The 14,412-nt window shown below is 48.1% G+C and carries 11 protein-coding genes and 1 riboswitch; of the genes, 6 read left to right on the top strand and 5 right to left on the bottom strand.

From position 1 onward, the window contains the following. Positions 1-63 precede the first annotated feature (63 nt). Positions 64-1,365 (bottom strand): alpha-glucosidase/alpha-galactosidase, encoded by a 1,302-nt coding sequence (gene melA / locus DFQ00_RS23915; protein WP_110898978.1) that lies wholly within the window; start codon positions 1,363-1,365, stop codon positions 64-66. A 224-nt stretch (positions 1,366-1,589) separates the two neighbouring features. On the opposite strand from melA, the gene DFQ00_RS23920 reads away from it, so the two are divergent. The 6 genes from DFQ00_RS23920 (at position 1,590) to DFQ00_RS23945 (ending at position 7,980) form a co-directional block, all read left to right on the top strand. Further along, entirely contained in the window at positions 1,590-2,435 is an 846-nt protein-coding gene (locus tag DFQ00_RS23920) for an AraC family transcriptional regulator (RefSeq protein ID WP_110898979.1), read from the top strand. A gap of 116 nt (positions 2,436-2,551) precedes the next feature. Continuing rightward, positions 2,552-2,746: riboswitch (cobalamin riboswitch) on the top strand. Between the two features lie 171 nt (positions 2,747-2,917). Then, complete coding sequence (gene nikB / locus DFQ00_RS23925; protein WP_110898980.1) at positions 2,918-3,856, top strand: nickel ABC transporter permease; 939 nt, start codon at positions 2,918-2,920, stop codon at positions 3,854-3,856. Continuing rightward, complete coding sequence (gene nikC / locus DFQ00_RS23930; RefSeq protein WP_110898981.1) at positions 3,857-4,690, top strand: nickel transporter permease; 834 nt, start codon at positions 3,857-3,859, stop codon at positions 4,688-4,690. Positions 4,691-4,707: 17 nt separating this feature from the next. Further along, complete coding sequence (locus DFQ00_RS23935; protein WP_110898982.1) at positions 4,708-6,321, top strand: ABC transporter substrate-binding protein; 1,614 nt, start codon at positions 4,708-4,710, stop codon at positions 6,319-6,321. Positions 6,322-6,323: 2 nt separating this feature from the next. Then, a complete protein-coding gene (locus tag DFQ00_RS23940) occupies positions 6,324-7,142 on the top strand; it encodes an ABC transporter ATP-binding protein (RefSeq protein ID WP_110898983.1) in 819 nt (272 codons plus the stop codon). Next, positions 7,135-7,980, top strand: a complete 846-nt coding sequence (locus tag DFQ00_RS23945; RefSeq protein WP_167433819.1) for an ABC transporter ATP-binding protein — start codon at positions 7,135-7,137, stop codon at positions 7,978-7,980. Before DFQ00_RS23940 ends, DFQ00_RS23945 begins: the two co-directional genes overlap by 8 nt. Before the next feature lie 110 nt (positions 7,981-8,090). Here DFQ00_RS23945 and DFQ00_RS23950 read toward each other — a convergent pair whose 3' ends face one another. From DFQ00_RS23950 to udk, 4 genes are all read right to left on the bottom strand, one after another. After that, entirely contained in the window at positions 8,091-11,045 is a 2,955-nt protein-coding gene (locus DFQ00_RS23950; protein ID WP_110898985.1) for a DUF5704 domain-containing protein, read from the bottom strand. A gap of 449 nt (positions 11,046-11,494) precedes the next feature. After that, positions 11,495-12,772, bottom strand: coding sequence for an S-layer homology domain-containing protein (locus DFQ00_RS23955; protein WP_110898986.1), 1,278 nt, complete (start codon positions 12,770-12,772; stop codon positions 11,495-11,497). Between the two features lie 336 nt (positions 12,773-13,108). Continuing rightward, complete coding sequence (gene csaA, locus DFQ00_RS23960; protein WP_110898987.1) at positions 13,109-13,438, bottom strand: chaperone CsaA; 330 nt, start codon at positions 13,436-13,438, stop codon at positions 13,109-13,111. Between the two features lie 149 nt (positions 13,439-13,587). Next, entirely contained in the window at positions 13,588-14,220 is a 633-nt protein-coding gene (gene udk / locus DFQ00_RS23965) for a uridine kinase (RefSeq protein ID WP_110898988.1), read from the bottom strand. Positions 14,221-14,412 lie beyond the last annotated feature (192 nt).

The raw sequence follows: 14,412 nt of genomic DNA on the forward strand, positions 1-14,412 counted from the left end.
TCCTGAAGATCCAAAGCGCCGTTTCCGGGTAGTCCAGAAACGGCGCTTCATTACTATTGGATTCTATGAAGTAAATCGGGGGAGCCAGTCACCATGCGCTTCAATCAAATCGTCGCACATCGCCACGATGTCGTCCATGGAGAGTTCGGCAGCAGTATGCGGATCAAGCATGGCTGCGTGGTAAATATGTTCTTTTTTCCCCGTCATCGCGGCTTCGATTGTAAGCAGTTGTGTGTTAATGTTGGTGCGGTTCAGCGCTGCCAGCTGTGGTGGCAAATCTCCGATGTATGTTGGACTGATACCGGAGGCATCGACCAGACAAGGCACCTCGACACATGCTTCGCGCGGCAGGTTGGTGATGAGTCCGTTGTTCATGACATTACCGCCGATTTTGTAAGGCCGATCCGTCTCCATCGCTTCCATAATATGCGAAGCATATTCACGGCTGCGCGTATGCTGAATATTTTCACTTGCAAACAGCTTCTCCCGCATTTCCTTCCATTCGGCTATCTGATTTACACAGCGGCGTGGATACTCATCCAGCGGAATGTTGAAGCGTTCGATCAGTTCAGGGTAGCTGCGTTTGATAAAATAGGGATGATACTCCGCGTTATGCTCGGAGGATTCGGTGACATAGTAACCAAAGCGATGCATCAGCTCATATCGTACCATGTCGTCATGGGTTTCCTGCTGCTTCTGTCTCGCAAGGCGTTTGATCTCAGGATACAGATCAACGCCATCCTTTGTCACCTCGAGTAGCCACGCCATATGGTTAATACCCGCAATTTTGGCAACGACACCTGTCTGGTCAATGCCCAGCGAATCAAAGAGATGAGGCACGCAGACCTGCACACTGTGACAAAGCCCTACCGTTTTGATCCCGCCATGTACATTCATGACATTGGTGAGTACAGCCATCGGGTTGGTATAATTCAGGAACCAGGCATCCGGGCATACCTCCTGCATATCGCGCGCGAAGTCGAGCATCACCGGAATGGTGCGCAGATTACGGAAAATGCCGCCAATACCGAGGGTATCGGCAATCGTCTGACGCAGGCCATATTTCTTTGGAATCTCGAAATCCGTAATCGTACATGGATCATATCCACCGACCTGGATGGCGTTAATGACATATTTAGCGCCGCGCAGCGCTTCTTTGCGGTCTTGATATGTTCGGATAGAACAGCGGCTGCCCAGCGATAGAGCCAAGCTTTTTAACAAGCGCTCCGAATCGCTTAGACGCTCCGCATCAATGTCAAACAAGGCTAATTCAAAGTCCTGCAAGGCCTCCGTCAGCATGACATCACCCAATACATTTTTTACAAAAACAGTGCTGCCCGCACCGAGAAACGTAATTTTGTTCATCTCCAGCTCAACCTCCTGATAAAATGTTGTACCCCAACTATAGGCCGAACAGGCTGATATCACTATGGCTCAACCCCTCTCAAATATGGCATAATCCCATTTGTGTTTCCGTTTTCAGTTTATATTTGCGTTATCCGGCTGTTATAATTTAATGTGAAGCTTGGTCGGGGGAATAGGAAGAGGAGTTAGAACATGCATGACGGATGCGGAGGAAGTGAACAGGCATGAGCCGGAAAATAGAGATGAACGTGGTTTCTGCGGGCTGGACGCAGATGGAGCTGGTTTTGTTATTTTATGGATGGGAAGCGTGCGATCCTGCTCATTACTGGGGGCCGGGTGTCCGGGATTCTTATATCGTGCACTACATACATGAAGGCCTTGGTACCGTGTATATGGGGGATCGGGAATATCGTCTGACTCAGGGAGAAGGATTTATCATCTTGCCTGACACCGTCATTCATTACGAGGCGGATGCACAGGAGCCCTGGACCTATTCTTGGTTTGGCTTCAAAGGTGTGCAGGCCAAGGCATTTATGCAGCGTGCACAACTGAGCGCCGAGTATCCGGTGTTCAAAGCACAGGAGCCTGACACGATGGCGCATCTGTATGAAGAGATGGTTCAGGCTGGGGCGAGCCCGCTTGCAGGCGGGGATGTGCTTCATCAGAGCTTGTTATATCGCCTGATGGCTGCCTTGATCTCCTCCGCACCTGTCAGGGCGGAGGATCACCAGCTGCTTTCGGCCAAAGAGGTGTATATCCGTCAGGCTGTGCAGTTTATGGAGAATCGCTACAGCCAGCGCACCTCCATTCTGGATATTGCTCAGGCTGTCGGGCTGGACCGCACGTATTTATCAGGGCTGTTCAAAGAACGATACGGCAAGTCGCTGCAAGCCTTTTTTCTGGAGTATCGTATGAATCGTGCAGCCGAGCTGCTGCGCAATCCTTCTCTTTCTGTCAGTGAAGTAGCCCATTCTGTGGGTTATACGGACCCGCTTTTATTTTCCAAAATGTTCAAGCGTGTGACAGGTATATCTCCTAAGGGTTCACGGGGGTCGGGAAATCGGGATTAGCAGCAACTATAATTTTAATTTTGAAAGAAAAGTTTTGAACATTAATCGGCATGCCGCTATACTGATACAGAAGTGTAATCCGAATGGTGTAATTTTGAAATTGTGCATAGCACTTAATTGAATATGTGGAGCTTGGTGCTCTGCCCATTGGGGCAGAAGCTTAAAAGGGAAGTCCGGTGTGATGCCGGCGCGGTCCCGCCACTGTAACAGAGGAGTCAAACAGCATATCCACTGGTCTGGAGCAGACCGGGAAGGAGCTGTTATGGCAATGACGCTGAAGCCAGGAGACCTGCCAGGTTTGACAAACACAGCAGTACCCTACGGGAGATAGGAAGGTGTTTAAAGAGCATGATTTTTTCTGAAAATCTGTTTATTTAAGGCGTCCTTATCCAGTACAACGGAGAGGGACGCCTTTTTGGAATGCACAGAAAATAGTGATATACGTATGCATTACATCGCGATCAGGAAGGGCGTTTTGTTCATTGGGCAGGTACATCTTTAAACGATTATTACAGCTGATCGCCGTTCTGTTTGGCATTACATTCCTGACGTTTCTGTTAACGTATCTGTCTCCGGGAGACCCTGCCAGACTGATGCTGATGTCCACGGGAGTCACGCCCTCGGATGAATTGGTCAGACAGGTACGGTCAGACCTGGGGCTGGATCAGCCGTTTCTGGTACGGTACGGAACATGGCTTGCACAGGTGGTTGCCGGAGACTTCGGTACCTCCTATAAATACGGACGTCCGGTATTGGACGTGTTGATGGCGAGACTGCCTGCCACGCTGTGGTTAACGGGAAGTGCCATGCTGCTGGTTATTCTGATCTCTTTTCCGTTGGGAATACTTTCGGCTGTGCATCGGAACAGGCTGCTGGATGCTGTAATTCGGCTGTTTTCCTTTGCGGGTCTGTCGATGCCCAGCTTCTGGCTGGGGATGCTGCTGATGCTGGTGTTTGGTGTGCAGCTGAGGCTGCTGCCTGTTATGGGCAGCTCGGGCTGGACAAGCCTGATTCTGCCTGCCATCACACTTGCCATTCCACTGATTGCCCAGTACAGCAGGCAGATTCGCGTAGTTCTGCTGGAGGAGAGCAGCCAAAACTATGTGGTGGGTGCAAGAGCGAGAGGTGTGAAGGAGTCGATCATTATGTGGCGACATATATTGCCCAATGCCATGCTGCCGATTGTAACTCTTATGGGCATGACAACCGGAGCATTGCTCGGCGGAGCAGCGATCGTGGAGAGTTTATTCGTGTGGCCTGGGGTAGGCCAGATGGCGGTGGATGCGATTTTTACACGGGATTATCCATTGATACAGGGGTATGTCATGTGGATGGCGATCATCTACGTCACGTTGAACCTGCTTGTTGACCTGTGGACACATCTGCGTGATCCACGCATTCAACTGGATGTGGACGTCTAGATGCGTACAATTCGATGGATGCTGACGGAGCGTCGTACATTTATGTTCCTGCTGTCTCTGACTGTGGGCTGGATCATTCTGGCTATCGTAGGTCCGCTGTTTGCACCGCATGATCCACTCGCTGCGAATTTTACCAAGGTGCTGCAGCCCTCCAGCCCGGAATTTCCACTTGGTACAGACCAGCTCGGGCGCTGCGTCCTGTCCCGTCTGTTATATGGGGCAAGGACTTCGTTGCTGCTTACGTTCATGATGATTGGTATTGTATTCACTCTGGGTGTTGTAATTGGAGCCATCGCCGGCTTTGCACGGGGGGTGACGGATACAATTATGATGCGGTTGTGTGATACGTTGATGGCATTTCCCGGGTTGATTTTTGCCATTGCTGTAGTCGGCATGCTAGGCCCGGGATTATTCAACACTGTCGTTGCGCTTTCGGTTGTCTGGTGGGCGAAATATGCACGGATGGCGAGAAGTCTGGTCATTTCTCTTCAGCAAAAAGAATTTGTCACCACTGCTGCCTTCAGCGGTGCACGAAAAATTCAGATTATCAGCAGAACGATTCTGCCGAACATGCTGTCGCCTTTAATCGTAATGGCCATGATGGACGTGGGGGGCATGATGCTTTCTATCTCTGGCCTGTCCTTTCTCGGACTTGGGGCACAGCCTCCAGACCCAGAGTGGGGAGCGATGCTGAATGAAGGCAGACGATATTTACAGACAGCGCCGTGGTTGTTAATTTATCCGGGGCTGGCGATATTCAGTACAGTGATCATTTTTAATTTGCTGGGAGACAGTTTGCGAGATGTGCTTGATCCCAAAAAAACTACAGTGTAACAGGGGGAAGGAAAGGCATGAGTAAGATTCAAAGAATAGGGTTGCTTGCTCTCATATCCATGCTGGCTGTTCTGGTGCTGACTGCTTGCGGTACCAATCAAGATTCAACGACTTCATCATCATCCAATGCCGCAGAGAATGTGGGGAAATCCTCTGGAGCAGATGCAAGTGGTACAGGTGCAGCAGGCCAGAAATCACATCTGAATGTGGCGTTGTTCTGGTTGGGAAGCAGCCTTGATCCTGCCGAGGAGTGGAACGGGTGGACGCTGGCACGGGCTGCAATAGGCGAGACGCTGATTCAGTTCGATGAGCATATGAAGATGGTTCCCAAGCTGGCGGACAAGTGGGAGCGAATCGACGATACAACGTGGCATTTCCACATTCGTGAGGGTGTTACATTCCATAATGGCAATCCGGTGACTGCTGATGCGGTAAAAAAATCAATCGAACGCTCCCTCTCCTTAAACGAGAGAGGTCCATCGACACTGCCAATCGCGTCCATGACAGCCAAGGGTCAGGAGCTGACAATTCAAACTACCGAGCCGGATGCCTCCCTGCTAGGCAACATTGCCGAGCCGTTGTTCATTATCGTTGATACAAGTGCAGACACGTCGAAGTTTAAGAGTGAGCCGATTGCGACTGGGCCGTTCATGGTTACAGGATATACACCGGATCAGGAGATCAAGGTCAAAAAGTACGATGGCTACTGGGGCGGTGCGGCTGATCTGGACACCATGACCTTGAAGTATATCAAGGATGACAGCACACGCGCGCTGGCACTGCAATCGGGAGAGATTGATGTGGCCAGTAATATAGGCCGTAGCAGCATGTCTCTTTTTCAGGACAAGACACAATATACGATAGATGAAATTCCCAGCCTGCGCACACAGTTCGTATGGTTTAATACAACGCATCCACTGTTAAGTGATGTGAAGGTTCGCCGTGCTATCTCTTATGGGATTGATCGGGAAATGTATGCAAGTACGTTAGTTGGCGGACAGGCTGCCAAAGGGCCATTTACATCTGCTTTGCCTTTCGGGTATGACAAGATCACCGGTTATAATTACGAGCCTGCAAAAGCAAAACAACTGCTGGATGAGGCTGGCTATAAGGATACAGACGGGGACGGTATTCGGGAGAAAAATGGCAAAAAGCTGTCGCTTCAGCTCATTCTCAATTCGGCGTATGAGTCCGATTCTATTGTGGCGACCGCAATGCAGTCCCAGCTTAAAGAGATTGGCGTTGGACTGGAGCTGACCTCATATGAGGATCTCACCGATCATCAGAAGAGCGGGAATTACGATCTTGCTCTGACGAGCATTAACACAGGCATTACGGGTGATCCGCAGTACATACTCGACTTTTATTTCAAGACCGGGGCAGAGTGGAATATTGGCGGGTACAGTAATCCGAAGCTGGATGACATTATTCAGCGACTTCATTCACAGTTTGACGTGGAGAAACGCTACGCCCTTGCAGCAGAAGCTCAGCAGCTCATTCTGAACGATGCCGCGTATATGTTTGTGACCTATACGCCGATTAATATTGTTAGCAAAAGTAATGTGAAGGGTGCAACGATGTACCCGATTGACTTCTATTTGCTGGATCGCAATATCAAGGTTGAACAGTGAGGATGTCTGGGCACAGGGAAGCGACAACCCTGCTTGAGGTAACGAATTTGTCTGTCAGTTATAAGGACGGTACGGCTTCTCTGCATGAGGTTTCCTTTTCTATGAACCCGGGAGAAGTTGTTGGCATCGTAGGTGAAAGTGGTAGCGGGAAGTCTACCTTGCTCAGGGCAGTAATGGGATTGTTGCCCGCAGGCGGGAGATACACAGGCGGAGAGATTTGTTTTCAGGGCCAGATGCTGTTGGGTAACGATACCTTAGTGCAGAATTGGCATGGGGTGCATGGTCAACGGATGGCGATGGTGTTTCAGGACAGCGGCTCATATCTGAACCCGATTCGCAGTATCGAGAGTCAGTATGTGGAGGCTATTCGTGCTCATCTTCCCATGTCCCGTAAAGAAGCTAAGGAACTGGCCGTTCGCACACTGGCGAGTATGGGTCTGGATGATCCCGAACGGGTCATGCGTGCGTATGCTTCCCAGCTTAGTGGCGGTATGAAGCAGCGCACAGCGATAGCGATGGCTGCTTCGCTCAAGCCTGAGCTGCTGCTGGCGGATGAGCCGACCAGCGCACTGGACGTTACAACCCAGAACGAAGTATTGAATCAACTGAGCAGGCTGTGTGCCGAACAGGGAACAGGCATGATTATGGTGACACACAATATGGCTGTGGCGGCTCATATGGCTGATCGCATCGGTGTGATGTTGAACGGCAAGCTGGTGGAGCTAGGAGACACGTTGGACGTTATATCGGCTCCTTTACATGAATACACGCGTAAACTGCTGAATGCTGTACCCGAATTGGAGGGAGATATGCATGACTGATAACCGATGGCCCATTTTGAGGTTAAATCAGGTATGCAAAACCTATGACTTGAAGGGGCAGCAGTCCATTCAGGCGCTACAAAACATAAATCTGGCTTTATATCCCGGCGAATGTCTGGGGATTGTCGGACAGAGTGGAAGCGGCAAAAGCTCACTCGCGAAATGTATAACTCAGCTGGAGCAGGTGACTTCAGGAGAAATCTGGTATCGTCAGCAAGAGGTCACTCGTCTGAAGGGTGAGAAGCTGAGGCAGATGCGAAAACAGATTCAGATGGTATTCCAGGAGCCTGCGGCGATATTTAACCCACGTATGAAGGTAGGCAGATTTATTAGCGAGCCGCTGTTGAATTATAAATTGATGAAGCGTGAGCAGGCTATTCAGGAAATGCGGATTCTGCTGGAGCGAGTCGGTTTGTCTGCTGCGGATGCGGATAAATATCCGCATGAACTAAGCGGCGGTCAGCAGCAGCGAGCAGTGATCGCTCGTGCGATTGGTTTGCGTCCAGATGTCATTCTATATGATGAGGCTACCTCGGCGCTTGACGTTTCCATTCAGCAGCAGATTCTTGATTTGTTGGTTGAGCTGCGGAGGGAGACTGGAGGTGCCTCCATTTTCATCTCACATGATCTTGCGGTGGTGCAGCAGGTGAGTGACCGCATCGCTATAATGCATGAAGGAAAAGTGGTAGAGATTGTGGATAGCGCCAAGCTGACCAGTTCAGCAAATCATGGATATACGCGCAGTCTGATGTCCTCTGCATTGTCCCTGCGAGCAGTGAGAGACAGGATGCAGATGCAGGAGCGTGTAGAGGTCATGGCGGGTCATAGGAATAGGTAGAAGGATGATGTAATAGATATACGAGCACAGGGTTATCTGGAGTGAATTCATGAGTTGCCATGAAATCATTCTGGATAACCCTGTTGTTGTGTAAGGAACTCTGATGTCCGTTAATGTGGCGCCTGAGCCTGGAAGTCGCTGCGACTTGACTGGCTGGCATCATAGAAGAGAATATCGCCATCCCTGAGCGGCCAGCTGCTGCCGTTGCTGTTGGCAGGTGAGCGATGAAACCCCTCCAATTGCCACTGATTCATGAGTGGAGCATGTATATATTGGAGATGTGGTGCCGCAGTATTCCCGTTGCGTACACTTTCGATATTAAAGTTAACGATAATGTAGCCATTTTTTAAAAAGATCGTGGACTTTTCATCTAATGAACTTTTTCTGGACAGGGCTTCCAGATTAGTGCCTTTCGGTACAGCGTACACATCAGCTGGCAGACTGTACTCTCCGTACCACCGCTGAATCGCGGCGTTGACCCGGTCCGCACTGACGCTGGCAGGCAGGTTTGTCTTGGGTCCAATAAGGGTACGAATTGGAGCTGTAAGGATCATCCAGTTGTAGCGTCCTGTCCATGTTTTTTGGTGTGACGTCTGGGCGACCACCTGCACCATATGCTCCGCTAACGATTTCCGTCTGCGTTCGTCTGCGGAGAGTTCATAAGTATATTCGTAACGTGCCGCATCACTCAACTCTATGCCGGGTACATTACGAAGCCGTGAGTTCAGAACGACATAACGTTTCTCCAAATCCTGCGCTGAACCAATTTGAATAAGACGCTCCTGCCCCCGATGATAATAGAGATCCACATCCTCACGCGAAGACCCGTCCCTGCTTATAAAGGAAAACGTGGGTGTAACTCGAATGCCATCCATTTTGCCAAACATATTGCCCTTTGTTTTGAGATCAAACTTGAAGTGATAACCTGTTTTCACAGCGACGTTCCCAAAACCCTGTACAGGGTGACTTCCGGGACGGACTGGCAGCACAAAGGGTGCAAAAGGGCTTCTGGGGTCACCATCAATGTTGCGAAATCCTGTCCAATAGCTATTGCCCGTATGCTCGGGACTGCCAGGTATTCGCCGAAATACACGTTCCCAATTGTAGTCGGAGATGTCGGTAACATGAAAATCATACAATCTGCCAATCACATCTACGGATATTCTGTCACTTGCCGTATGGTGCACCAGATTGGTGTTGGCATCGGGCTGCCCTGTATAATTGGCCGGAGCGTTCTCGGCTATATTGCGAAACTCAATCGTATATTTCCCTTCATCTACCCATACGGGAAGATAGAAGCTTGTGTCCAATTGCTGTACGGGGATATCGATCCACGTATGGGATGGAATGAAACGTGACCGGTCAGCCGTATATACATCAAACGGGAACAACACCTGTTTCGTTCTGAAATATTGGGCATAGTCCCTGTTTCCATATCCGGGATAACTGGCGGCGTCCAGATGCTGCCCCGTTGTAGGGACGCGTACGATGAATTCACGCTCCAGAATAAGTGCAGCAAGGGTGGGATCGGGTACTGTTTTCTGATTATGCGGTTGATCGTCTGATACCCACGCATAATTGACGACAGGAGTATGTACGGTAACCGTGTTGATGCCATTGATTGGAAACACCTTGCTCATTCCACCGTTCACATTGCCTGACAGCAGGTCATAATAGATTTGGCCTGAGCTTTCGGTATTTGCTTTGTTAAGCAGGGAACTGCTTATTCGATGATTAGGTGTGTACAAGACGTCTCGTCCAATCATGGAAGGCGGCGGGATGTCAGCTGGTGTCGGGCCATCTTTGGTGGTTTCCGCATCGTTCATAATGGTGACATTGTTAAATTTCACTAAGTCATTCTTCACAGTGCTCTGAGGTGTATTGGCTTCAGCCTTCCCCTTTAATAAGTCTGAATCATCAGGTACATCCGGTGGCGAATCCAACCCGCCTGTTAGTTTGGTTGGTGTGTAAGATATAGCCATGCTTTGCCCAGGCCTCACATGGCTTTCAACAGAGGAATCGTTTCTGGATTCAAGCACAGGTGCAACATAACCGGATGGATTCATCGTAATGGTCTCACCTGGCAGAGCATAATTCTTCATCATAGCTTTGCCGATTCTGTAAACTTCAAGATTACTGATGACCCAGTAGGAATAATCTCTGGTAATCTGGAAGCTGTATGGCTTCGTTACCGTATCGTTTCTGGGCACAGGAGTGCCATCCCTGCAACCTTGGGCATTGCATATCTGGGGTCCGGGTACAGTCCATTCTCTATCATAGGAGATGGTGATGCTGCAGTCATAGGTAACTTTACCTCTCATTTTCGTCCAGGCTTGTTTGAACAGATAATGATTAGCGAAAGCATTAGTGTAAAGAGACTCGGACGTTGGAATTCCTTTCAACACATCGAATATTTCATTATCTCTGTTATCCGATTTTATAACACCTGTAGCATTAGGTTCGAGGTGGCTCATGTTCATCGTTGCACCTGAAGTGGGTGCTTCAATACTTGGGGTACAGCCGCCTTTACCACCGCTATCGCCACCCTCGTTTTGTTCGTCATCCTCACCACCGGTTCCCTGTTCAACGCTGATGGCTGTTCGGGTAGTTAACTCAAATCCATCCTTCTTCCACAAAACGGTGATATATGTCGTTCCTCTGCTAATCGCCTGTACCTGTCCTGAGCTACTCACGGTTGCCACTGCAGGATTGGAGGACTCCCATGTGGTCGTTCCTCCGCTGCCCGTGTTCACATTGGTTTCAGCACCAAAGCTGCCATCCCCAGTCTTGGTTTTAACTGTAGCCTGAAGCTGTTTCGTCTGATTTAAGCCAATTTGTCCCCCAGGAGTAAGGTTGATTTCTTTGGTGATTTCGGCGTTAGCTCGCCAATAAATATCGGTATTAAATACGTAATCAGCAGAGTATTTTGGGGGATTATAGGGCCTGTACTCAATAGGCTCAATGACTCCACCAATCTGTGCAGTAAATCTAACTTCTCTACCAGAGAAAGATTCTACACTTACTAGAATAGGTCTACCAGGACGATAATGAGCGATATCATCCATATAGATGGGTTTTATAGAAGAATTAGAAAGAGTGCTGCTAGTATATGTATTTCCTAAGCTATCTTTAAAAGATGTAGGCTGATAACTAGGCTCTTCCAAAGAGAGTCTAACACATACTAAAGACGATACAGGCTTGTTAGTTGAATGAATATTTGATAACTCTTGACCATTACATTCGCCTTCAACTTTCCACTTTAGGTTATCTTGTTGGTATATATAAACTCCAACATTAGTCGTTCCTTTACCTTCTACAGGAGTTAATTTTTTCTGTGATTTAGCTGGTGTTGAGGGTTCAAAGTGTGTAGCCTCCAAGATAGATTTTGTGCCTGGTCCGCCTCCAGCAAAAGCATCGTGAGCTGGAAATAATAAAATGCAGGCCGTCGTGAAAGATAAGAAAGACTTTCTGAAGAGTGAGCCTACGTTCAAAAAAATAATCCTCCTTTAATAGGTTAATTGGGAACTATAAAAAAATCTGTACCATCTTTTAGAGTAAGATGAACTTCGGGATTAAGCGTTTTATCAAAGTGTAGTAAACCTTCTCCCCAGTAGCCTGGATTCTTTAGAACAAAAAATCCTTTAGAGCTAAGTAAACTATTGATGTGAGGCACTGCATAGTCTTTAAATGCTTTGCTACTAGGTGATGTTAACGGATTTATTGTTGGAGAGCTAAAGAGGCTTCCAGCCTGCAAGCGATTCATAGAGTTAATAATGTTGAAATCATATTCTATAAAAGAGTAGTAAGCTCCTCGAAGTAGCTTATCTTTTTCATCAACGAATGCAGGATAATAAATGCTCCTTTCTTTTTCTTTAACATAAGGGTTGATAATAATCCAATTTTTTATCTTGGCTGTAGCATATTTAGTTACAGTCACCAATTCCTGATTCCTAACTTTTGAAAAATCACCAGTTATCTTACTGTAGTCGTAGGACTCAGAAAACTTTTCAGGTCCTGGTTTCTGATATCTAGGTGCAATCACACTCAAATTAGTTCCCGTCAAGCCCACCTGTCGCAGTTCGTTCAATCCCTGAATATCTGCCGGCTTTGTTTTGGCAACGGACGCGTACCGGGCAATCAATACAGCAACCTCGGCACGGGTTGTGGTGCGGTTCACCCCAAAGGTCTTATCATTAGCAACGCTCATGAGTCCTGTCCCGAGAGCAACAGCGACGGCATTTTTTTGTGAAGCTGCCAGCGTGCCTGTAAAATATTCCTTCGCAGGGATTACGGTGTTGGTGACATCGGAGAGAGCCTGTCCATAGTCTGAATTCACCACACGTAGTCCTTGTGTCAGCCAGTTAGCCATTTCACCTCGACTCAGTGGAGCCTGAGCATCCAGTTTACCCTTGTAGCTGGAAGGATCAATAAAACCTTTTGCTATAGCTGTAGACACGCCGTTCTTGGCCCACTCTGGCACATCGGTGAACGGATTTGGTGCAGGCGTCTGCAGCTCCGGCTGATCAGACAAACGCGCTAAAATACTGGCCATCTCCGCTTTGGTCACCGGAGCTCCTGGTTTGAATGTGCCGTCGGCATATCCCTTGAAATAGCCTTGCTCTACGGCCGAATCAATAGCTGAGGATGCCCAGTGGGCCGTGGGTACATCCTTGAAGGTGCTTGCGCCGTGCGCTGCTTTTACAGAACTGGAGCCTACTATGCCTGCAACTCCTGCAATCGCCCCTGTCAATAGAGCGAATGTGGTTAAACTAGAAATGATCTTTTTTCTCATGAATCTTACCCCTCTCAATAATTGATGTTATCGTTGTTATGTAGTGTTAAGAACTTCTGATGCTAAATTTGTAATAATAATCAATATTCTACCATGTATATCTAATTTATTGGTGTGAATTATCAACGAGCTGCTCCTCCTTTCCAGGTTCATTAGCCAATGCTACAGACGAATACACCTTCAAAAACAACAAAAAAGGCCATGAATCCGCAGATTCATAGCCTTATGCTTTAAGGTCCGAAACAAAGCTTATGTAGTTGATGCATTAATACATAAATAATACTCCATTCCCAAACATTTGAAAACCCCTTGTGTACGTAATTGTAAAAAATATAGTCAGGCAATGGGTGTTCCATTGGGTAACGGGTGATCCGGGGAAAGCAGGACCACATCTCCCGCGCCAGGCACACCGCCGAGAACAAGTACCTCAGAGACGAAGCCGGCAATTCGCCGCGGCGGGAAGTTAACGACGGCAACAACCTGTTTGCCAATCATCATGTCGGGTGTGTAGCGTTGGGTAATCTGAGCACTGGAGTTTTTCAGACCAAGCTGTCCAAAATCAATTTTCATTTTAATCGCAGGAACACGCGCCTTCAGGAAGGGCTCAGCCTCCACCACGGTACCTACTCGAATGTCATGCTGTATAAACTCTTCAAAAGTAGCCATAGCGTAAAACTCCTCTCAACTAACTATGCCATATAGTATAAATGAAGATTCGGTCAGAACAAATAAAAATCCAGATTACGCTGTATCGTAATCTGGATTTTTATTGAAAGGCTTTGAGGCAATGCTCCTAAGAGATGCAATGCATCCAATTATGATCTGTTCCAGTTCTCTCCCGTGAGATACTTCTCGGTAAGAATAGATAGCATCTGAATACCCACTTCATTATGCCCGCCTTCGGGGATAATGATATCGGCGTATTTTTTGGACGGCTCAATAAACGCATCATGCATCGGTTTAACTGTTTCGAGATATTGCTTGTATACGGACTGGATCGTACGTCCACGCTCTTCCATGTCCCGCAACACTCTGCGGAGAATCCGTACATCGGAGTCGGTATCCACAAATACCTTGATATCCAGAAGTGTGCGGAGGTGTTCATCAATAAGCACATGTAAACCTTCTACAATGACAATGTGGTTGGGCGCAAGTTCGATGGTTTCGCCTGTCGCACGGTTATCTATAGTGAAGTCATATACAGGAGCATAAGCGGCTTGCCCTTTTTTCAAAAGAGTAAGATGCTCAATCAGCAGGTCATTATCAAAGGCAAACGGATGATCGTAATTCGTAAGCCGACGCTGCTCAGGTGTGAGGTCTGACTGGTCCTTGTAATAGTTGTCCTGGGATATGAAGGTCACTTTACCTGATCCCAAACGTTCGATAACGGAGCGGGCGACCGTTGTTTTGCCGGAGCCAGTTCCTCCGGCGATACCAATAATGAGCATGGTTGTTCCATAAACCTCCCTAAAGTGGCAGTATGATCAATAGATGAAGAGTACCCAAGATGTTCCGTTTTGAGCTCGATCTGTATGTCTGTCTGCGAATACACAATTCCATCATTGTATCACAGCTCTCTGACTTTTTCATCTAAGGCGGCAGACCATGTTTTGCCTGTCGGGGGGCACACATTCAGCGCG

The sequence above is a fragment of the Paenibacillus barcinonensis genome (genome assembly GCF_003217495.1).
Classification (GTDB): Bacteria; Bacillota; Bacilli; order Paenibacillales; family Paenibacillaceae; genus Paenibacillus; species Paenibacillus barcinonensis.

Coding starts and splice junctions, on each gene's coding strand:
- melA (WP_110898978.1), bottom strand. CDS start 1,365: ATGAACAAAATTACGTTTCTCGGTGCGGGCAGCACTGTTTTTGTAAAA.
- DFQ00_RS23920 (WP_110898979.1), top strand. CDS start 1,590: ATGAGCCGGAAAATAGAGATGAACGTGGTTTCTGCGGGCTGGACGCAG.
- nikC (WP_110898981.1), top strand. CDS start 3,857: ATGCGTACAATTCGATGGATGCTGACGGAGCGTCGTACATTTATGTTC.
- DFQ00_RS23935 (WP_110898982.1), top strand. CDS start 4,708: ATGAGTAAGATTCAAAGAATAGGGTTGCTTGCTCTCATATCCATGCTG.
- DFQ00_RS23940 (WP_110898983.1), top strand. CDS start 6,324: ATGTCTGGGCACAGGGAAGCGACAACCCTGCTTGAGGTAACGAATTTG.
- DFQ00_RS23945 (WP_167433819.1), top strand. CDS start 7,135: ATGACTGATAACCGATGGCCCATTTTGAGGTTAAATCAGGTATGCAAA.
- DFQ00_RS23950 (WP_110898985.1), bottom strand. CDS start 11,045: ATGGATGATATCGCTCATTATCGTCCTGGTAGACCTATTCTAGTAAGT.
- DFQ00_RS23955 (WP_110898986.1), bottom strand. CDS start 12,772: ATGAGAAAAAAGATCATTTCTAGTTTAACCACATTCGCTCTATTGACA.
- csaA (WP_110898987.1), bottom strand. CDS start 13,438: ATGGCTACTTTTGAAGAGTTTATACAGCATGACATTCGAGTAGGTACC.
- udk (WP_110898988.1), bottom strand. CDS start 14,220: ATGCTCATTATTGGTATCGCCGGAGGAACTGGCTCCGGCAAAACAACG.